Source organism: Variovorax sp. UMC13, assembly GCF_014170375.1.
Lineage (GTDB): Bacteria > Pseudomonadota > Gammaproteobacteria > Burkholderiales > Burkholderiaceae_C > Variovorax.
On the sequence record NZ_LZZW01000040.1, the window covers coordinates 78,315 to 98,763 of the forward strand.

20 protein-coding genes are annotated in these 20,449 nt (G+C 68.9%); 11 read left to right on the forward strand and 9 right to left on the reverse strand.

Annotated features, from left to right (window positions below):
• Positions 1–46: 46 nt before the first annotated feature.
• Complete coding sequence (locus tag A9977_RS32465; protein ID WP_183028949.1) at positions 47–967, reverse strand: LysR family transcriptional regulator; 921 nt, start codon at positions 965–967, stop codon at positions 47–49.
• 181 nt (positions 968–1,148) lie between these two features.
• Here A9977_RS32465 and msuE point away from each other — a divergent pair, with 181 nt between their 5' ends.
• Genes msuE through A9977_RS32480 form a run of 3 tightly spaced genes read left to right on the forward strand, consistent with a single transcriptional unit; the run spans position 1,149 to position 3,823 of the window.
• On the forward strand, positions 1,149–1,724 hold the full coding sequence (msuE, locus tag A9977_RS32470; protein WP_183028950.1) for an FMN reductase: 576 nt from the start codon (positions 1,149–1,151) through the stop codon (positions 1,722–1,724).
• 44 nt (positions 1,725–1,768) lie between these two features.
• A complete protein-coding gene (locus tag A9977_RS32475) occupies positions 1,769–2,752 on the forward strand; it encodes a DUF1852 domain-containing protein (RefSeq protein ID WP_183028951.1) in 984 nt (327 codons plus the stop codon).
• 45 nt (positions 2,753–2,797) lie between these two features.
• Positions 2,798–3,823, forward strand: a complete 1,026-nt coding sequence (locus A9977_RS32480) for a methionine synthase (protein ID WP_183028952.1) — start codon at positions 2,798–2,800, stop codon at positions 3,821–3,823.
• Positions 3,824–3,868: 45 nt separating this feature from the next.
• Here the strand turns inward: A9977_RS32480 and A9977_RS32485 are convergent, their stop codons facing one another.
• The 8 genes from A9977_RS32485 to A9977_RS32520 all read right to left on the reverse strand — a co-directional run bounded on the left by A9977_RS32485 (position 3,869) and on the right by A9977_RS32520 (position 13,659).
• A complete protein-coding gene (locus tag A9977_RS32485; RefSeq protein WP_183028953.1) occupies positions 3,869–4,729 on the reverse strand; it encodes an oxaloacetate decarboxylase in 861 nt (286 codons plus the stop codon).
• Between the two features lie 14 nt (positions 4,730–4,743).
• A complete protein-coding gene (gene prpF / locus A9977_RS32490) occupies positions 4,744–5,937 on the reverse strand; it encodes a 2-methylaconitate cis-trans isomerase PrpF (RefSeq protein ID WP_183028954.1) in 1,194 nt (397 codons plus the stop codon).
• A gap of 22 nt (positions 5,938–5,959) precedes the next feature.
• On the reverse strand, positions 5,960–8,584 hold the full coding sequence (gene acnD / locus A9977_RS32495) for a Fe/S-dependent 2-methylisocitrate dehydratase AcnD (protein WP_183028955.1): 2,625 nt from the start codon (positions 8,582–8,584) through the stop codon (positions 5,960–5,962).
• Positions 8,585–8,719: 135 nt separating this feature from the next.
• Positions 8,720–9,898 (reverse strand): 2-methylcitrate synthase, encoded by a 1,179-nt coding sequence (prpC, locus tag A9977_RS32500; protein ID WP_183028956.1) that lies wholly within the window; start codon positions 9,896–9,898, stop codon positions 8,720–8,722.
• Entirely contained in the window at positions 9,895–10,290 is a 396-nt protein-coding gene (locus A9977_RS32505) for an acyl-CoA thioesterase (protein ID WP_183028957.1), read from the reverse strand. The genes prpC and A9977_RS32505 overlap by 4 nt, the downstream gene beginning before the upstream one ends.
• A 168-nt stretch (positions 10,291–10,458) precedes the next feature.
• Entirely contained in the window at positions 10,459–11,379 is a 921-nt protein-coding gene (locus tag A9977_RS32510; protein ID WP_183028958.1) for a LysR family transcriptional regulator, read from the reverse strand.
• Positions 11,380–11,454: 75 nt separating this feature from the next.
• Entirely contained in the window at positions 11,455–12,894 is a 1,440-nt protein-coding gene (locus A9977_RS32515) for an aldehyde dehydrogenase family protein (protein WP_183028959.1), read from the reverse strand.
• A gap of 33 nt (positions 12,895–12,927) precedes the next feature.
• On the reverse strand, positions 12,928–13,659 hold the full coding sequence (locus A9977_RS32520; RefSeq protein WP_183028960.1) for a TenA family transcriptional regulator: 732 nt from the start codon (positions 13,657–13,659) through the stop codon (positions 12,928–12,930).
• Positions 13,660–13,919: 260 nt separating this feature from the next.
• Between A9977_RS32520 and A9977_RS32525 the strand changes: the two genes are divergently transcribed.
• The 8 genes from A9977_RS32525 (at position 13,920) to A9977_RS32560 (ending at position 20,445) form a co-directional block, all read left to right on the forward strand.
• Positions 13,920–14,225, forward strand: a complete 306-nt coding sequence (locus A9977_RS32525; RefSeq protein ID WP_183028961.1) for a 2Fe-2S iron-sulfur cluster-binding protein — start codon at positions 13,920–13,922, stop codon at positions 14,223–14,225.
• 19 nt (positions 14,226–14,244) lie between these two features.
• Positions 14,245–14,571: a ferredoxin gene (locus A9977_RS32530; RefSeq protein WP_183028962.1), complete on the forward strand. Its 327-nt coding sequence runs from the start codon at positions 14,245–14,247 to the stop codon at positions 14,569–14,571.
• Entirely contained in the window at positions 14,568–14,885 is a 318-nt protein-coding gene (locus A9977_RS32535; protein WP_183028963.1) for a 2Fe-2S iron-sulfur cluster-binding protein, read from the forward strand. The genes A9977_RS32530 and A9977_RS32535 overlap by 4 nt, the downstream gene beginning before the upstream one ends.
• On the forward strand, positions 14,882–15,655 hold the full coding sequence (locus A9977_RS32540) for a ferredoxin--NADP reductase (protein WP_183028964.1): 774 nt from the start codon (positions 14,882–14,884) through the stop codon (positions 15,653–15,655). Before A9977_RS32535 ends, A9977_RS32540 begins: the two co-directional genes overlap by 4 nt.
• Before the next feature lie 35 nt (positions 15,656–15,690).
• A complete protein-coding gene (locus A9977_RS32545) occupies positions 15,691–16,509 on the forward strand; it encodes an alpha/beta fold hydrolase (protein WP_183028965.1) in 819 nt (272 codons plus the stop codon).
• A gap of 450 nt (positions 16,510–16,959) precedes the next feature.
• On the forward strand, positions 16,960–17,934 hold the full coding sequence (locus A9977_RS32550; RefSeq protein WP_183028966.1) for a tripartite tricarboxylate transporter substrate binding protein: 975 nt from the start codon (positions 16,960–16,962) through the stop codon (positions 17,932–17,934).
• 7 nt (positions 17,935–17,941) lie between these two features.
• A complete protein-coding gene (locus A9977_RS32555; protein WP_183028967.1) occupies positions 17,942–19,666 on the forward strand; it encodes an acetolactate synthase catalytic subunit in 1,725 nt (574 codons plus the stop codon).
• The gene (locus A9977_RS32560; RefSeq protein ID WP_183028968.1) at positions 19,663–20,445 is read left to right on the forward strand and encodes a 3-ketoacyl-ACP reductase; all 783 of its coding nucleotides are present in this window, start codon (positions 19,663–19,665) and stop codon (positions 20,443–20,445) included. Before A9977_RS32555 ends, A9977_RS32560 begins: the two co-directional genes overlap by 4 nt.
• Positions 20,446–20,449 lie beyond the last annotated feature (4 nt).

A 20,449-nucleotide genomic window follows, 5' to 3' on the forward strand; every position in this document is an offset into this window, starting at 1 on the left:
GCGCTGACGATCCTGGCCCGGCGGCTCGCGAGAGCGCCGGGCTTTTTCATGGGCGGCCGCTTCCTTGCGCAATGCCGATGGCGGCGGCAGGCTGGCGGGCCAGTTCGATGAAGGCCCGCACGTAGTCGATGGCGATGTCCGCCTCGCGCGCGCCCAGGAAGATCTGCTTGGCGATGCCGCGCGCGCCCAGCCGCACCGGCACCACGTCCATCCTGGCCGCGTACTCCTCGACCAGCCAGCGCGGCAGGGCGGCCACGCCGCGGCCGCTGGCCACCATCTGCAGCATGATGTCGGTGGTCTCGATGGCCTTGTGGCGCTTGGGCGTGACGCCGGCCGGCAGCAGGAACTGGTTGTAGATGTCCAGCCGCTCGACGTCCACGGGGTAGCTGATGAGCACCTCCCGCGTCAGCTGCTGCGGCTTCACGTACGCCGCCGAAGCCAGCGGATGGCCCTTGGCCACGACCAGCACCTGCTCGTAGTCGAACACGGGCTCGAACTTCAGCCCCGGCTTGTAGAGCGGGTCGGGCGTGACCAGCAGGTCGATCTCGTAGCCGAAGAGCGCGCCGATCCCGCCGAACTGGAATTTCTGCTTCACGTCCACATCCACGTCGGGCCATGCGGCCAGATAGGGCGAGACCACCTTGAGCAGCCACTGGTAGCACGGGTGGCATTCCATGCCGATGCGCAGCGCACCGCGCTCGCCCTGCGCGAACTGGCCCAGCCGCTCTTCGGCCAGGTCCAGCTGCGGCAGCACCCGGTTCGCCACCGCCAGCAGGTACTGGCCGGCCTGGGTCAGGCGCAGGCTTCGGCCTTCGCGCAGCCAGACGTCGGTGCCCAGTTGCTGCTCCAGCTTCTTCATGCTGTGGCTCAGGGCCGACTGGGTCAGGTTGAGCACGCCCGCGGCGGCCGTCAACGACCCTTGGGCCTCGACCTGCTGGACGATGCTGAGGTGGATGCGCTCAAGCATTCGAATGAATTCCACTCATGGATTGGTGAAATAAAACCATTTTACTTCATCGAACCACATCCCTACCATCCGCTTCCATCGGTCGCTTTCCTTCTCGAGAGCGGCCCTGGCCTTCGTGCTGCAGCGGTGTGCCCCATCGATAGGCACGGGAGACCATCCAGATGAAAGAAAGACAGAAGAAATGACACGCCCCCTCCGCCTGGTCGCAGTTTCCGGCGGGCTGCAACGCCCTTCCAGGTCGGCCGCCCTGGCAGAGCACCTGCTGGACCTGATCGCCGACGAACTTCCGTGCGAGACGCGCCTGGTCGAACTCGGCCAGCTCGCACCGCAGCTGGCCGGCGCGGTCTGGCGCTCGCAACTGCCCGATACGGTGGAGCGGGAACTTGCGGCGGTCGAGCAGGCGGACGTGCTGGTGGTGGCGACGCCGGTCTTCCGCGGTGCCTACACGGGGCTGTTCAAGCACTTCTTCGACTTCATCCACCAGGACGCCCTGATCGACAAGCCGGTGCTGCTGGCTGCCACCGGCGGCAGCGAGCGCCATGCGCTGGTGATCGACCACCAGCTGCGGCCGCTGTTCAGCTTCTTCCAGGCGCGCACCTTGCCGCTGGGCGTCTACGCGACCGACACGGATTTCGTGGACCACCGCCTGCGGAATGAGGCCTTGGTCCATCGGGCCACCCTGGCCGTCCAGCGGGCACTGCCCTTGATCGCGCTCACGCACCACGCCACACCCTCGCTCGCCGAGGCCGTGGCCTGAACCAGCGCCGTCCATTTTCAGAAGAACCAGGTCACGAGATCGCCATGAACCCAGAACTCAGCTTTCACATCAAGAGCATCCGTTTCGACGAGAACTATCAGCCATCGGACGGTACGCGCATCACCACCAACTTCGCCAACCTGGCCCGGGGAACGAGCCGCCTCCAGAACCTGCGCAACACGCTGAGGATGATCGACAACCGCTTCAATGACCTGGCGCACTGGGACAATCCGACGGGAGATCGCTACGCGGTCGAGCTCGAGATCATCTCCGTCGAGGTGGGCATGGATGCGAAGCGCGGCGAGGGTGCATTTCCGCTGATCGAGATCCTGAAGACCCGCATCCTCGACAGGAAGACGAACCAGCGCATCGACGGCATCGCGGGGAACAACTTTTCCTCCTACGTGCGCGACTACGACTTCAGCGTCGTGCTTCCGGCGTACAACGCCCATCGAACGGAGTTCGGCACGCCGGACGATTTCGGCGACCTGCATGGCAGGCTGTTCCAGCAATTCGCCAACTCGGTCACCTACAGCAAGCACTTCCACAAGCCGCCTGTCATCTGCATCAGCGCCTCGACCAGCAAGACCTATCAGCGGAACGGAAACCAGCACCCCGCCTTGGGAGTGGAGTACCAGCAGAACGAGCTGTCCTCGACCGACCGCTACTTCGCGAAGATGGGGATGCAGGTTCGCTTCTTCATGCCGCCCAATGGCGTCGCACCGCTGGCCTTCTACTTCCACGGCGACCTGCTGGGCGACTACACCAACCTCGAGTTGATCGGCACCATCAGCACGATGGAAAGCTTCCAGAAGATCTACCGCCCCGAGATCTACAACGCCAATTCAGCGGCGGGAAAACTCTACCGACCCAGCCTGAACAACCAGGATTACTCGTCGACGCAGATCGTCTATGACCGGGAAGAGCGCAGCCAGCTGGCGGTCCAGCAGGGGAAGTTTGCCGAGGAGCACTTCATCAAGCCTTACAGGAATGTGCTGGAACAATGGGTTGCCGATTGCGCGGCCTGAGCTCCCGCTCACCACACCCATCTTTTCTTGAAGAGGAAACCCCAGATGTTCGAAACCTCCATCGCTGGCAGCCTGCCGAAACCCGCCTGGCTCGCCGAAACCCACAAGCTCTGGCCCCAATGGAAGGCCGAAGGCGATGCGCTTCGCCAGGCCAAGGCCGACGCGACCCTGCTGTGGATCAAGGCCCAGGAAGACGCCGGCCTGGACATCGTGGGCGACGGCGAGCAATCGCGACAGCACTTCGTGCACGGCTTCCTCGAGCAGGTCGAAGGCATCGACTTCGAGCACAAGGTGAAGATGGGCATCCGCGACAACCGCTACGACGCGATGGTGCCGCAGGTGGTGTCGGCCCTGCGCCTGAAGGGCCGCGTGCATGCCTTCGAAGCGCAGCTGGCGCGCGCCCACACGAAGAAGAAGCTGAAGTTCACCCTGCCCGGCCCGATGACCATCGTCGACACCGTGGCGGACCGCTTCTACGGTGACAAGGTGAAGATGGCCTTCGCGTTCGCGGAGCTGCTCAACCAGGAAGCGCTCGCGCTGCAGGCCGATGGCGTGGACATCATCCAGTTCGACGAGCCGGCCTTCAATGTGTACATGAAGGATGCCGCCGACTGGGGCGTGCAGGCGCTGGAGCGCGCGGCGCAGGGCCTGAGCTGTACCACGGCGGTGCACATCTGCTACGGCTACGGCATCCAGGCCAACACCGACTGGAAGCGCACGCTGGGCGACGAATGGCGCCAGTACGAGACGGTGTTTCCCGCGCTCGCCCGCAGCACCATCGACCAGGTGAGCCTGGAATGCATCCATTCCCATGTGCCGCCCGACCTGATGAGGCTGCTGGCCGGCAAGGACGTGCTGGTCGGCGTGATCGATGTGGCCAGCGACGTGGTCGAGACCCCCGAGGAAGTGGCCGACACCATCGGCCGCGCCTTGGCATTCGTGCCGAAGGAGCGGCTGTTCCCGTGCACCAATTGCGGCCTGGCACCGATGAGCCGCGACGTGGCATGGCGCAAGCTGGAAGCGCTGGCCGCAGGCACGAAGCTGGCCAAGGAACGGTTCGCCACGGCGTGAGGCCAAGGGCGTTCGGTCCGCCTGCGACGGCACCGGACACCGGCCTCAGGTGTAGCGCTTCTCCAGCGCGTCCCACGCGGGCTTGTTCACCAGGCGCTGGCGTTCGGCGAAGGTCGCGACCAGGCCGCTGGACTCCTGCACTTGCTTGTCGTCGCGCAACACGGTCAGCGCCTTCTGCATGCCCGCGACCGCGCCCTGCAGCGCCGCGTTGGCGTAGAGCACGATGCCGTAGCCGAGTTCACCCAGGTCGGTGGCGTTGAAGATCGGCGTCTTGCCGCCGATCACCATGTTCATGAGCTGGGGCTTGGCCAGGCGCTGCGGCAGCGCGCGGATCTCGTCGACCGTGGTCACGGCCTCGACGAACAGGATGTCGGCACCGGCCTCGGCGAACTTCTGGGCACGCTCGATGGCGGCCTCGAAGCCGTGCACGGCGGCGGCATCGGTGCGCGCCATGATCAGCAGGTCGGGGTCCTGGCGCGCGTCGACCGCGGCCTTGATCTTGCTCACGGCCTCTTCGGTGGCGATCACCTCCTTGCCCGAGAAATGGCCGCAGCGCTTGGGCGCGACCTGGTCCTCGAACTGGATGCAGTCGGCACCGGCGCGCTCCAGCGTGCGCACCGTGTGGCGTACATTGAGCGCGTTGCCGAAGCCGGTGTCGGCATCGACGATCAGCGGCACCGACACCGCATCGCGGATGCGCGCCGTGTGGTCGGCGATTTCCGCCAGGCCCATGAAGCCCTGGTCGGGCATGCCGAACCACATGTTGGTGACACCGGCGCCGGTGATGTAGATCGCCTGGAAGCCCAGGTCTTCGACCACCTTGGCGGACAGCGCGTTGAAGGCGCCGGGAACAATCAGGCCGCGGCGGGCCTCGGCGAGGGACTTGAGTTGCTTGCGGGTGGACATTCGAAATCTTCCAATCAGAAACTGTCGCCGGGAATGCGGACCCGGCCTTCCATCAGCACGCGGGCGCTGCGGCTCATCAGGGCCTTGGTCACGACCCATTGGCCATCGACCTGGCGGGCCTCGGCACCCACGCGCAGCGTGCCCGAGGGGTGGCCGAAGCGCACGGCCTGGCGCGCGCCGCCGCCAGCCGCGAGGTTCACCAGCGTGCCGGGAATGGCGGCGGCGGTGCCGATCGCGACCGCGGCCGTGCCCATCATGGCGTGGTGCAGCTTGCCCATCGACAGCGCGCGCACCAGCAGGTCGACGTCGGCCGCCTGCACGGCCTTGCCGCTGGAGGCGGTGTAGCCGGCGGGCGGTGCGACGAAAGCCACCTTGGGCGTGTGCTGGCGCCGGGCCGCTTCGCCGATGTGCTGGATCAGCCCCATCTTCAGCGCGCCATGCGCGCGGATGGTCTCGAACATGGCCAGCGCCTTGGCATCGCCGTTGATGGCCTCCTGCAGCTCGGTGCCGGTGTAGCCGATGTCGGCGGCGTCGAGGAAGATGGTGGGGATGCCGGCGTTGATCAGCGTGGATCGCAACGTACCCACGCCGGGCACCACCAGGTCGTCCACCACCTGGCCGGTCGGGAACATCGCGCCACCGCCCTCGCCGTCGCCTTCGTCGGCCGGGTCGATGAATTCCAGCGCCACCTCGGCGGCCGGAAAGGTCACGCCGTCGAGTTCGAAGTCGCCGGTCTCCTGCACTTCGCCGTCGACCATCGGCACCTGCGCGACGATGGTCTTGCCGATGTTGGCCTGCCAGATGCGCACGGTGCACAGGCCGTTCTGCGGCACGCGGGCCGGATCGATCAGGCCCTGCGAGATCGCGAAGGGCCCGACCGCGGCCGACAGGTTGCCGCAGTTGCCGGTCCATTCGACGAAGGCACTGTCGATCGAGACCTGGCCGAAGAGATAGTCGACGTCGTGGTCCGGGCGCGTGGACGGCGACAGGATCACGGTCTTCGAGGTGGACGAGGTCGCGCCGCCCATGCCGTCGATCTGCTTGCCGTAGGGGTCGGGGCTGCCGATCACGCGCAGCAGCAGCGCATCGCGTGCCGGCCCGGCTTCGCGGGCGGCCGGCGGCAGGTCCTGCAGGCGGAAGAACACGCCCTTGCTGGTGCCGCCGCGCATGTAGACGGCGGGGATCTTGATCTGAGGTACGGATGCCATGGTGAGGGAATGGTGGTGGTCTTCAGGCGGCCTGCTTGTTCGCGGCCAGGAAGTCTTGCGCAAAACGCTGCAGCACGCCGCCGGCCTCGTAGATCGACACTTCCTCGGCCGTGTCGAGCCGGCAGGTCACCGGCACCTGCAGCACGTCGCCGCTCCTGCGGTGCACGACCAGCGTGAGATCGGTGCGCGGCGCGGGCCGGCCGGCCACGTCGAAGGTTTCGCTGCCGTCCAGGCCCAGCGTGAGGCGCGTGGTGCCGGGCTTGAACTCCAGCGGCAGCACGCCCATGCCCAGCAGGTTGGTGCGGTGGATGCGCTCGAAGCCTTCGGCCACCACCGTCTCGACGCCCGCCAGGCGCACGCCCTTGGCGGCCCAGTCGCGCGACGAACCCTGGCCGTAGTCGGCGCCGGCCACGATGATCAGCGGCTGCCGGCGGTTCAGGTAGGTCTCGATGGCCTCCCACATGCGCACCACCCGGCCCTCGGGCTCGAGGCGCGCCAGCGAGCCCTTCTGCTGCACGCCGTCGACCACCGCCATCTCGTTGACCAGCTGCGGGTTGGCGAAGGTGGCGCGCATGGCCGTCAGGTGGTCGCCGCGGTGCGTGGCGTAGGAGTTGAAGTCCTCTTCCGGCAGGCCCATCTTCGCCAGGTACTCGCCCGCGGCGCTGTCCAGCAGGATCGCGTTGGAGGGCGACAGGTGGTCGGTCGTGATGTTGTCGGGCAGGATGGCCAGCGGCCGCATGCCGCGCAGCGTGCGCGGCACGGCTGCGAGCGCGCCCACGCCCTCGCTGTCCCAGTAGGGCGGGCGCCGGATGTAGGTCGACTGCGGGCGCCAGTCGTACTGCGGGCTGACCTTCTCGCCGCTGTCCGGATGGATCGCGAACATGGGCTCGTAGACCTGGCGGAACATCTCGGGCCGCACCGAGGCCGCGACGATGGCATCGATCTCCTCGTCGCCGGGCCAGAGGTCCTGCAGGCGGATCTCCTTGCCGTCGACGACGCCCAACACGTCGCGCTCGATGTCGAAGCGGATCGTGCCCGCGATCGCGTAGGCCATCACCAGCGGCGGCGAGGCCAGGAAGGCCTGCTTGGCATAGGGATGGATGCGGCCGTCGAAGTTGCGGTTGCCCGAGAGCACTGCGGTGGCGTAGAGGTTGCGGTCGATGATCTCCTGCTGGATCGCCGGATCGAGCGCACCCGACATGCCGTTGCAGGTGGTGCAGGCGAAGGCCACGATGCCGAAGCCCAGCTGTTCGAGGTCCTTCAGCAGGTCGGCGTCGCGCAGGTAGAGCTCGACGGCCTTGGAGCCCGGTGCCAGCGAGGACTTGACCCAGGGCTTGCGCTGCAGGCCCAGCCGGTTGGCATTGCGCGCCAGCAGTGCGGCCGCGATCACGTTGCGCGGGTTCGAGGTGTTGGTGCACGAGGTGATGGCCGCGATGATCACCGCGCCGTCGGGCATCAGGCCCGCGGCCTCCTGCTGGCGCGCCGCGTCGAGGCCGACGGCGATCTCGCGCGCGGCCAGCTGCGAGGTCGGCAGGCGGCGGTGCGGGTTCGACGGGCCGGCCATGTTGCGCACCACGCCCGAGAGGTCGAAGCGCAGCACGCGTTCGTAGCGGGCGGTCTGGAGCGCGTCGCCCCAGAAGCCGGCGGTCTTCGCGTAGCGCTCGACCAGCGCAACCTGCGTGTCCTCGCGGCCCGTGAGCCGCAGGTAGGCGAGCGTCTGCTCGTCGATGTAGAACAGCGCGGCCGTGGCGCCGTATTCGGGGCACATGTTGGAGATGGTGGCGCGGTCGCCGATGGTCAGGCCCTGCGTGCCTTCGCCGAAGAATTCGAGATACGCGCCGACCACCTTCTGCTGGCGCAGGAATTCGGTGAGTGCCAGCACGATGTCGGTGGCGGTGATGCCCGGCTGGCGCCGGCCGGTGAGCTCGACGCCCACGATGTCGGGCAGGCGCATCCACGAGGCGCGGCCCAGCATCACGTTCTCGGCCTCGAGGCCGCCCACGCCCACCGCGATCACGCCCAGTGCATCGACGTGCGGCGTGTGGCTGTCGGTGCCCACGCAGGTGTCGGGGAAGGCCAGGCCGTCCTGCACGTAGACCACCGGCGACATCTTCTCCAGGTTGATCTGGTGCATGATCCCGTTGCCCGCCGGGATCACCTCCATGTTGGCGAAGGCGCGCTTGGTCCACTCGATGAAGTGGAAGCGGTCCTCGTTGCGCCGGTCCTCGATCTCGCGGTTCTTCTCGAAGGCCTGAGGATCGAAGCCGCCGCACTCCACGGCCAGCGAATGGTCCACGATCAGCTGCACCGGCACCACGGGGTTCACCTGCGCCGGGTCGCCGCCTTCGGCCGCGATCGCATCGCGCAGGCCCGCCAGGTCCACCAGCGCGGTCTGGCCCAGGATGTCGTGGCACACCACGCGCACCGGGTACCAGGGAAAGTCGCGGTCGCGCCGGCGCTCCACGAGCTGCAGCAGGCAGTCCTCGAGGATGGCCGGGTCACAGCGCCGCACCAGGTTCTCGGCGTGCACGCGCGCGGTGTAGGGCAGGCCGTCCCAGGCGCCGGGCCGCAGGGCGTCGACCACGGCGCGCGCGTCGATGTAGTCCAGCGCGGTGCCGGGAAGTCTTTTTCGGTAGGAGGAGTTCATCGTGGTGGGTCGGTCGCGGGGCGCGCCGCGCGCCTCTCTGGAATCAAGGCTCGGTTCTTGTTCGGTGCGGGAGTCGTTGTGCTGCACGACTTTGGCACGGCGCCGGATCGCCGTGTGGGCATCCAGCGCCGCGCTTCAGCTGCGCGCCCCGATCGGCACGAACACCAGGTCTTCCGGACCGGTGTAGTGGGCGCTCGGCCGGATGATCTTGTTGTCGACGCGCTGCTCGATCACGTGGGCCGCCCAGCCGCTGGTGCGGGCGATCACGAAGAGCGGCGTGAACATGGCCGTGGGCACGCCCATCATGTGATAGCTCACCGCGCTGAACCAGTCCAGGTTGGGGAACATCTTCTTGACCTCCCACATCACCGACTCGAGCCGCTCGGCGATGTCGTACATCTTGGTCGAGCCGGCCGCGTCGGACAGCTGCCGGGCCACGCCCTTGATCACCACGTTGCGCGGATCGCTGACCGTGTAGACCGGGTGGCCGAAGCCGATCACCACTTCCTTGGCCTCCACGCGCCGGCGGATGTCGGCCTCGGCCTCATCGGGTGCGTCGTAGCGCTTCTGGATCTCGAAGGCCACCTCGTTGGCGCCGCCGTGCTTAGGCCCGCGCAGCGCGCCAATGGCGCCAGCGATCGAGGAGTACATGTCGCTGCCGGTGCCGGCGATCACGCGCGCGGTGAAGGTCGAGGCATTGAACTCGTGCTCGGCGTAGAGGTTCAGCGAGGTGTGCATGGCGCGCACCCAGGCCTCGGATGGCTTCTCGCCGTGCAGCAGGTGCAGGAAGTGGCCGCCCATGGAGTCGTCGTCGGTTTCCACCTCGATGCGCTTGCCCTGGGTGCTCCAGTGGTACCAGTACAGCAGCATCGAGCCCAGCGAAGCCATGAGCCGGTCGGCGATGTCGCGCGCGCCGGGCAGGTTGTGGTCGTCCTTCTCGGGCAGGATGCAGCCCAGCGCCGAGACGCCGGTGCGCATCACGTCCATCGGATGGGCGCCGGCGGGCAGGCTCTCGAGTGCGCTCTTCACGCTCGCGGGCAGGCCGCGCATGGCCTTGAGCCGCGCCTTGTAGGCCTTGAGTTCGGCCCGCGTGGGCAGCTTGCCGTGCACCAGCAGGTGCGCGATCTCCTCGAACTCGCAGACCTCGGCGATGTCCAGGATGTCGTAGCCGCGGTAGTGCAGGTCGTTGCCGGTGCGGCCGACGGTGCACAGCGCGGTGTTGCCCGCGGTCACGCCCGACAGGGCGACGGACTTCTTGGGCTTGAAGGCGGCGGCCGGTGCGGCGCGCTCGGTCAGGGTGGTCGTGGTGGTCATGCGGTTTCCTTGTCCAGGTAAGAACGGTCGATGGCGGCGGGGCGTCCGGCGGCGTCGATCGCCACCATCTCGAACACGCCCTTGAGAACCTCTTCCGCGGGAATGCCGGGGCTGTCGGCCAGGCCGGTCACGCACACGGTCATCGAGCTGCGGCCGATGCGGCTGACCCAGGCGCGCAGCGTGAGCTGGTGGCCCACCGGAACCGGGGCGAGGAAGTCGGCGCGCGTCACGCCGGCCATCACCACCTCGCGCTGCGCGAGCCCGCGCGCCGCCAGGAAGGCGGCCTTGGTCATGAGCTGCAGCCCCTGCCCCGCGAACAGCGTGCCGCGGTGATTGGCGTGGGCGGGCAGCACCAGTTCGTGCAGCGCGGTGGTTCCAGCGGGTGGGTTCATGGCCTCGCAATCTACGCAAAGGCCTGCATCGACGGAAGGACTGAAAAGGCGAATCTGTGCGAAGTGAAATCCGCGAATTTGCGAAGCTTGCGAATTGGCAAAGGCCGCTCAGGCTGCGGGCGAAGCGTCGATGCGGCACGGGGGCGCTTCAGCGCACGCCCGCGCGGCTCACTTGCGCGGGTCGCCCGCGCTCAGCACGCGCCGGATCTCGTCGGCCACCAGGTCGATCAGCGCATGGGTGGCGGCACTCAGCGGCCGGCGCTTGTGGCTGACGCGCACCACGTGCCGCACGATGCGCGGCGACAGGATCGGGCAAACCGACAGCGTGCCCTCGTTGACCGCGCGCTGCACCACGATGCGCGGCAGGATGGTGGCGAAGCGCGAGCGCTCCACCAAGCGAACGATGGTGCTCAGCACGTCGATCTCGAACTTGGGCGCGAGCACGATGCCCTCCTGCCGGGCGGAGGCCTCCAGCACGCCGCGCAGGCCATGCCGGCGCGTGGGCAGCACCAGGTCCAGGTCGAGTTCGGGCAGCCGTGCGAGCCGCACGTTGGCGGGCAGGCGCGGGCCGTGCTCGGCGCTCGTGACCAGCAGCATGTCTTCCTCGGCCAGCGACTCGGTGGCCAGCGAGAGCTTGGCGCGCGGCTCGTTGATGATCGCGACGTCGAGCTGGCCGCTGGTCACCCAGTCGATCAGCATGGCGCTGTAGCCGACCGAGACCGTGACCTCCACGTGCGGATAGGCTTCATTGAAGCGCGACAGCGCATCGGGCAGCACGCTCTCGGCCACCGAGGAGATCAGGCCCAGCGACACATGCCCCGTGACCACCTCGCTGCGCTGCGCGAGCTGTTCGCGCGCGGTGTCGATGTCGCGCACGATGGGCAGGAACAGCCGGTACATGAGCCGCCCGTGCGCGGTGGGCGCCATGCCGCGCCGCTTGCGCTCGAACAGGGGCTGGCCCAGCTCTTCCTCCAGCTTCGCGATCTGCATGCTCAGCGTGGGCTGGACCACGTCGAGCCGCTTCGCGGCCTGCGTCATCGAGCCGTCTTCGAAGAGCGCGAGAAAGTACTGAATCTGCCGGAGGTCCACGCGGGCCTTGTGGTGTGAGATCGCCCGGAGGCGCGGGTGAAGCGCGATTGTAGAAGGCGCCCGCGCAGCCTTGGCTCAGGCCGTGCCCACCTGCTGGTAGATGTGCTTGATCTCCTGGAAGTCGATCAGCGCGTCGTAGCCGTGCAGCCGGCCGAGGCCGCTGCGCCGGTAGCCGCCCGTCTCGGCCTCGGCGAAGAGCTTGTTGTGGTCGTTGATCCAGACCGTGCCGTTGCGCAGCGCGCGGGCCACGCGCATCGCGCGCGCGCCGTCGCGCGTCCAGACGCTGGCCGACAGGCCGAACTCGGTGTGGTTGGCGCGCGCGATGGCCTCGCGCTCGTCCTCGAAGCGCTCCAGCACCAGCAGCGGGCCGAAGATCTCCTCCTGCACGAAGAAGGCCCGCGTGTCGCGGTGCGCCACCAGCGAGGGGTGCACGAAGTTGCCTTCGCGCCGGCCGCGCAGCAGCACCGCGTCGGCCGCCTGCAGCGCATCGTCGATGCGCTGCCCCACCAGCCGGGCCGCATCGGCGTCGATCAGCGGCCCGATCTGCGCGCCCTCGATCAGGCCCGGCGCCACGCGCTGCGCGGCCAGCGCCGCGGTCAGGGCCTGCTGCATGGCCTCGTACTGGCGCGCATGCACCAGCACGCGCCGCGCGGCCGTGCACTGCTGGCCGCTGATGATGGTGGCGGCCACCGCGATCGCGGCCGCCGTCTGCTCGACGTCGGCGTCCTCGAACACCAGGCAGGCCGACTTGCCGCCGAGCTCCAGCGACAGCTTCTTCATGGTGGGCGCGGCCGCGGCCATGATGCGCTGGCCGGTGGCGTTGGAGCCGGTGAAGCTCAGCACGTCCACCTCGGTGCTCTCGCTCAGGTACTGCGCCACCGCGTGGCCGTCTTCGCTCACCAGGTTGACCACGCCGGGCGGCAGGCCCTCGCAGGCATGCAGGGCCTCGATCACGCGCGCGGTGATCAGCGCCGTCTGCGGCGCGGGCTTGATCACCGTGGTGCAGCCCGCGGCCAGGGCCGGGGTCAGCGAACGGATCAGCAGCACCACCGGCGCGTTCCACGGCACGATGATGCCGGCCACGCCCGCGGGTTCCTTGAGCAGGGTCGAGTAGGCGCCGGGCTCGACCTCGAACACATGGCCCGGCATGTAGCGCGTCAGGCCCGCGTAGTAGCGGATCTCCGACACGGCGCCCGCGATCTCGCCGCGCGACTGCGCGAGCACCTTGCCGTTCTCGCGGGTCAGCAGCTGCGCCAGCGGCTCGGCCTGCGCCTCCAGCCGGTCGGCCCAGCGCAGCATCACCAGTTGGCGCAGGCGCGGGTTCTGCGACCAGCCCGGCAGCTCGAAGGCCCGGCGCGCCGCGGCCACGGCCGCTTCGGCGTCGCCGCGCTCCGAGGCCGCATGGCGACCGAGCGGCGCGCCGTCGGCCGGGTCGTGGCGGTGGCCCCATGCGCCACCGGCCGCGGGCTGCCAGCGGCCGTCGATGAGGTTGAGGGCGTCCTGTGGAGTGCTCATGCTGTGTCGATGTGGGTGCGGGAATCGGGGGTTTCAGTCGACCAGCGCGGCCGCTTCCTTTTCCAGGTCCTGCTGGACGTACACGCGGAAGAGCTCCGCGGTGTAGAGCAGGCGCATCTGCGCGCCGACCTCGCAGGCCTTGAGGCAGGCGGCCTGCAGCTCCGGCGTGTCGGCATACTCGATCACGATCTGGTAGCCACGCTCGCCGTGGATCTCGTCGGACACGATGTGCAGGTCGAAGAACTCGACCTCCTCGTCGGTGAACTGGTACTGGTCGCGCAGCGTCGGCGCCTGCTTGCGGTAGATCGAGGGCACCTGCGACTCCAGCCCCACCACGATGCCGGCCACCGCAATGATCGGGTTCTCGCGCATGGCCATCGAATAGCACCAGCTCTGCAGGCCGCGCGTCGAGGGCAGCATGTTGTCCGGATCGGTCACCCGCGCGCGGGAGGAACCGCAGGCTTCCGCAAAACGGATCAGCAGGTCGGTGTGGCGGTCGCCGCCGATCTCTTCCTCGTACATGTTGGCCAGCATGAAGTCCTTGACCTCGAGCAGGTGGGCCGGCGTGCGCGCGTAGATGAAGCCCAGGTAGTCCGCGAACGGGCCCACGTAGTGGTAGTGGTTCTCGGCCCAGCGCGCCAGGTGGGCGCGCGAGAGCCGGCCCTCGGCCCAGGCGATGCTGAACGGCGACTTGTTCGCGCTCTTGCCCCGCACCTTTTCCTCGAGTGCGTGGCGGAAATCTTCCTTGCTCATCAATGCGGTCATGGGGTGGTCCTTTGTGGGTCTGAACGGAGGTCCGCGGCCACCGAGAGGCGCACGGCACGGGGCCTTTTTCGGGCTTGTCGTGATCCTATGGACAGCCGATGCAAACCGTCCACTCCTATCAATATTTCTGATGCCACGCATCGGCGGCGCTGATGTGGTTTGACGCGCGCAGGGCTTCGCTTCGACATTAGCCCTCGAGCCCTGGCGCCGACCGATGCGGCCCGAGCGCCCCACCCCGCGACCCATGGAACCGATTGCCCATGCCCAAAGTTGTGATCCGTAAAGACGGCCAGTGCCACGAAGGCGAGGTGCGGCCCAACACCAACCTGGTGGTGCGCGCCGGCATCAAGCAGTTTCCTTTTCCGCACCTCGACTACGGCTGCGGGATGGGCAAGTGCTCCAAGTGCATGTGCAGGGTCCTGCGCGGCGCCGAGCACCTGGCCGAGCCCAACTGGAAAGAGAAAAAGCAACTCGGCGCGCAGCTCGATGCGGGCTTCCGGCTGGCCTGCCAGCTCTGGATCCACCACGACATCGAGATCAGCCAGGGCGAGAGCGCGCCCACCTGACACCCCACCGACCCCTCCCATGGCCTCTGCATACGTGATCCTCACGAACAAGGACGGGCAGTTCCGCACCGAACTGTGCGACGGACTCCATGCCGTCGAAGCCCACGACTATTTCTTCTGCGGCCAGCGGCGCGCGCGCTTCGTGATCGCGCAGCTGCAGCGGCCGGTGAAGGTCGCGATCGTGGAAGACGGCGATCCGCCCCTGCGCAATCTCGTGCCCTCCAAGTTCCTGCCGGGCTTCGACACGCTCGAGGCCGCGCGCGAGGAACTGTCGCAGCTCGTGAACTTCGGGACCCTGGACGTGCGCCTGCTGCGCATCGACGCATCAGAACTCGACCGCCCATGATCAGCATCACCTTCATCACCAACGACCACAAGGTCCTGACCGCGCCCGAGAACAGCAACCTGCTGCGGGTTTCGCTGCGTGGGCAGGGCGGCATTCCCTTCAAGTGCGGCGGCGGCCTGTGTGGCACCTGCAAATGCCGGATCGAGCGCGGCCTGGAACATGCCGACACGGTGAAGCCCAAGGAGCGCAAGCACCTGTCGGAGGCCGAGCTGGCACAGGGCTACCGCATGGCCTGCCAGACCTTCGTCGGCGGCGACGTCAGCGTCTCCTGGTCCCCCGCCCCTTCCCCCACCCGAAACGGCAGCGTCCCATGACCGACCCCGACAGCTTCTCCGTCCGCGTGCTCGCACGCACGACCGTCGCCACCGACACCGTGGCCTTCTTCCTCGAGCGCCCCGCGGGCTTCGAGTTCGAGGCCGGCCAGTTCGTCAGCGTGCAGCTGGCCGGCTTCGACACCCCCGAAGATGGCTCCGACGACGGCGAGCGCATGCTGTCGATCGCCAGCGCGCCGCACGACCCGCAGCTGATGATCGCGATGCGCATGCGCGACACGCCCTTCAAGCGCCACCTGTCGGCCTGCGCGGTCGGCAGCGAAGGCGCCAGCGTGCTGCTGAGCCCGGCGATGGGCGACTTCGTGCTGCCCGCGGACCCGACCCGGCCGCTGGTGATGCTGGCCGGCGGCATCGGCATCACACCCTTCTTCAGCATGCTGCGGCACCTGCAGCACGAGGCCGCGGCCGGCAGGCCGACGCCGCCCGTGACCCTGCTCTACGGCAACCGCACGCCCGATCTCGCGGCCTGGGGCGACGAACTCGCGCGGCTCTGCGCCGAGCTGCCATCGCTGCGCGTGGTCCATGTGATCGCGGAACAGGGCGAGGCTTCGCTGCCTGAGACTGCACTCGGGTCTGCCACGCGCCCCGGACTCATCACGGCCGACGTCATCCAGCAGGAAGTGCCTGACTGGCAGGCCTGCCACTACTACATCGTCGGACCGACGGCGATGGTCGCGGCCATGCAGGACTGCCTCGACGCCTGCGGCGTGTCGCCCGAGCAGGTGGCGATCGAATTCTTCGCCGGCTATTGAGCCGCCCCTCTGTCCAGCACTTCAGGACGCTTTCCATGCAGACCCTCTCGGAGCTCATCCCCCTGCCCTCGGCCGCCGGCCAGATCGCGGTGCATCGCCACGGCGACCCCCGCGCACCGGCCGTCTACATGGCGCACTCCATCCTCTCGAGCAGCGCCATGTGGACGGCACAGGCGGCGCTGCTGACCTCGCGCGGCTGGCAGGTGCTCTGCGCGGACACGCGCGGCCACGGCGACTCGGTCGCCCACCAGCCGCCCGCCACGATGCAGCAACTGGTCGACGACACGGTCGCGGTGCTCGACGCGCTCGGGCTCGAAAAGGTGCACTACGTCGGCCTGTCGCTGGGCGGCATGAGCGGCTTCGGCCTGGCGCTGGCGCATGCCGACCGGCTCGACAGCCTCTGCCTGTGCGCCGCGCGCGCCGACATGCCGCCCGAAGCCGCGGCGCCCTGGGACGAGCGCATCGCCACCGCCGAGCGCGAAGGCTGCGCCGCACTCGCCCAGCCCACGCTGGAACGCTGGTTCGGCCGCGCCTTTCTCGACGCGCATCCCGACACCGCGCAGCGCCTGCTGCAGGTCGCGGCATCGACCTCGGTGACGGGCTTCGTGGGCTGCGCGCGCGCCATCCAGGGGCTGGACTACCTCGCACGCGTGCACGAGATCGCCCTGCCCACCACCTTGATCGTCGGCGCCAACGACGGCGTGCTGCCGCAGGCCATGGCCGAGATCCAGCGGCGCATGGCCGGCTCCATGCTCGATGTCATCGCCCAGGCCGGGCACCTCCCCAACATCGACCAACCCGCCGCCTTCGACGCCGCCCTGCTGCGGCACCTCGGGACGCCCGAACGGCGCTGAGGTTCGCGGGCCGCGCGGAGTCAGCCTGCGCGCTCGAGCAGCGACGCGAGCAGGCAGCCCTTCTGGCTGGCCAGCAGTGGCCCGCCCCCTTCGGACGCGGCCTTGGCCCGCCGCCATTCCTCGTCCGCCCCGAAGGCCGCCCAGGCCGCGGCCCGCTGGACTTCGGATGTACCAGAGATGCCCCCGCGGCGCGTCTGGCGCCAACACCGACACCACATGGATGCCCAGCCGCTCGAAGATCGGCAGCGTGGTGGACAGGAAGCGCGCGCGCAGCGCATCGGCCTTGATGCCAACGGCCCCGCATGCCGCCATCTGTGACGGATGTTCATCCTCGTGATTCCGCGCGATGGCTCGAACCCGGTGCGCGATCTCCGTAGCATTTCCGGGCCGCTTCGACAGTGCCATGACAGGGCCTGCGTGGCGGCCATTCAACAACGGAGACCCGCCCACATGACCCTCTTTCCCGCCCGTTCCCGACCGTGGCGCCAAGCCCTCGGGGCCTTCCTGCTCGCGCTCTTCACCACCGCCGCCTGCGCGGAGTGGCCCGAGCGCGAGATCGGTTTCATGGTCCAGTTCGGCCCCGGTGGCACCACCGACCTGGTGAGCCGCGCGCTCGGCGCCGAACTGTCCAGGGAACTGGGCAAGCCCGTGATCGTGCTCAACCGTCCTGGCGGCCAGGGCACGGTGATGGGCGGGCTGCTGGCCCGCGCCCAACCCGACGGCTACCAGATCGGCATGCTGTCTTCCGGCATGTCCACCTGGCAGCTCGTCACCGACACGCCGCAGAAGGTCAAGGACTTCAGCTCGATCGCGAGCGTCGGCCGCTACCTGTACGCGATCGTGGTCAACGCCGACTCGCCCTACCGGCACATCGACGACCTGATCGCGGCCTCGAAGAAGGCCAAGGGTGGCCTGAACTTCGGCGCGCCGAGTTCGGTCAACACGCTCGGCATGCTGCTGCTGGCGCAGAAGACCGGGCTGCAGTTCGAGACCGCCAACTACCGTTCGGGCTCCGACTCGGTGGTGGCGCTGCTGGGCAAGCAGATCGACGTGGTACTGCAGAACCCCACCGACTTCATGCCGCACGTCAAGAACGGCAAGCTGCGCGCGCTGGCGGTGGCGAGCGAGACGCGGCTGCGCGAACTGCCCGAGGTGCCCACGCTGCGCGAGCTGGGCTACGACGTGGTGACCGACGTCTACTTCGGCGTCGGCGGACCCGCCAACCTGCCCGAGCCCATCCGCAAGCGCCTCGAGACGGCCACGCTCAAGGTGGTCAACGACCCGGCCTTCCAGGCCCAGTTGCGCGACACCTACGGCATCGAGCCGGCACCGCTCACGGGCGCGCAGTACCGCGTGGTGCTGGAGCGCTCGCAGGACGACGTCGCCAAGCTCAAGAGCCGCTTCCCCAGTTCTTCCCCCAAGTAGGTTTTTCATGTCCATTTCCGAACAGAACGGTGGCAGCGTGGCCAACCGTGTGGCGGCGGCTTGCCGTCGCCATGGCGTCGAGGTCGTTTTCGGCCAGTGCAACCCCGTGCGCTTCCATCTCGCAGTGCCCGGGCAAGGCATGCGCAACATCGGCTACCGCACCGAGAACGCCGGAGGCGCCATGGCCGACGGCTATGCGCGCATCAGCCGCCAGACCGCGGTCGTGACCGCGCAGAACGGGCCGGCCGCGACGCTGCTGGTCGCGCCGCTGGCCGAGGCGCTCAAGTCCTCGGTGCCCATCGTGGCGCTGGTCCAGGACGTGCCGGTGGCACTGCGCGAGCGCAATGCCTTCCAGGAGTACGACCACCTGAAGCTGTTCGCCGGCTGCGCCAAGTGGGTCGGCCGCATCGACACGGCCGACCGTGTCGACGAATGGGTCGACATGGCCTTTCGCGCCGCGACCAGCGGCCGCTGCGGCCCGGCAGTGCTGCTGCTGCCGGTGAACGTCGCTGACAGCGAGGCCACGGATGCGCCGACGCGCCGCGCGAACAACGGCCGCTTCCCGCTTGACCCCGTGGTGCCGGCGCCCGAGCGCGTGCGCGAGGCCGCGCGCCTGCTCATGGCCGCGCAGCGCCCGCTGGTCATCGCCGGCGGCGGCGTCCACCTGTCGGGAGCGGCACAGACCCTGGCGGAGCTGCAGGAGCGCTTCGGCCTGCCGGTCGCGACTACCATGATGGGCAAGGGCGCGGTATCGGAACTGCATCCGCTGTCGCTCGGCGTGATCGGCAACGTGCTCGCGGTCGGTGCGCCGGCCTACGAGGCGCGCTCGCTGATCGCAGACGCCGACGTGGTGCTGCTGGTGGGCACGCGCACCGCCGCCAACGGCACCGACACCTGGGCCCAGTACCCGCGCCACGCACGCTTCATCCACCTCGACATCGACCCGGTGGAGATCGACCGAAACTACGAGGCGCTGCGCCTGGTCGGCGATGCGCGCCTGGGCCTGGAGGCGCTGGCCGAGACGATGGCACAACACGAGCCCGGCTTGCGCAACGCCGGCCGCACCGCGCTGCAGCAGCGCATCGCGTCCTCGCATGCCGAAGCGCGCCGGCTGCAACAGGGGGTGCGCACGGAGGACCGGCTGCCGATCCGGCCCGAGCGCCTGATGCACGAACTCGAGCAGCTGCTGCCGGCCGAGGCGATCGTCACGGCCGACGCCAGCTACGCCTCGGTCTGGACCACGCTCTACCTCACGGCACGCCGCGCGGGCGACCGCTTCCTCGTGCCTCGCGGCCTAGCCGGCCTGGGCTGGGGCCTGCCGCTTGCGATGGGGGCGCAGCTCGCGCAACCCGGCGCGACCGTGGTGTCGGTGGTGGGCGACGGCGGCTTCGGCCATGTCTGGAGCGAGCTCGAGACGATCCGGCGCCACGGCATCAAGCTGGTGCTGCTGGTGCTCAACAACGGCGTGCTCGGCATGCAGGAGGACATGGAGGTGTTCCGCTACGGCGGCCACACCGACACCCGCTTCGAGCGGGTTGACCACGCTGCCGTGGCGCGCGCCTGCGGCCTGCACGGTGTCGCGGTCGAGGCGCCGGGCGCGCTGCGCGCCGCGCTGCAGGACGCACTGGCGGCCGACCGGGCAACGGTGATCGACGTCATCGTCGACCCGGCGGCCTGCCCGCCGCTCACCGCCTACGGCAGCCGGCCGAGCCAGCTGGGCGGTGGCACATGAGCGCGCCGACGGACCGCCCGGTGGCCCTGGTCACCGGCGGGCGCCAGGGCATCGGCCGCGCCTGCGCGCTCGCCCTGGCCGCTCAGGGCTTCGACCTGGTGCTGGTCGACCTGCACGACGACGAACGTGCACGGGCCACGATGGCCGAACTGCGCGCGCTCGGCGCCCGGGCCGATCTCCGCACGGCCGACATCGCAGACCTGGAAGGCCACGCGGCGCTGGTGACCGATGCGTTCGCGCTGCACGGACGCATCGACTGCCTGGTCGACAACGCCGGCGTGGCCGCGCGGCCGCTGAAGGACGTGCTGGACATCACGCCCGCGGACTTCGACCACAACTTCGACCTCAACATCCGCGGCACCTTCTTCCTGACTCAGGCCGTCGCGCGGCGCATGCTGGAAGACCCGGCGCCGCGGCCCTACCGCAGCGTCATCGTGATCTCCTCGATGGCGGCGCACTACGCGCGGCTCAACCGCTCGCAGTACTGCATGTCGAAGGCCGCGGTGGCGATGATGGCCAAGATCATGGCGCTGCGGCTCGCACCGCACGGCATCCATGTGCACGACGTCCGGCCCGGCTTCATCCGCACCGAGATGACCGGTTCGCTCGACACCGGCCCGCAGGACGCGCGCATCGCGAGCGGCGAGGTGCCGTTGCGGCGCTGGGGCGAGGCCGAGGACGTCGGCCGGCTGGTCGCGACCCTGGCCGCCGGGCTGGTGCCCTACGTGACCGGCGAGCCCTTCGTGATCGATGGCGGCCTGCGCGCCAACAGCGCCTGAACCG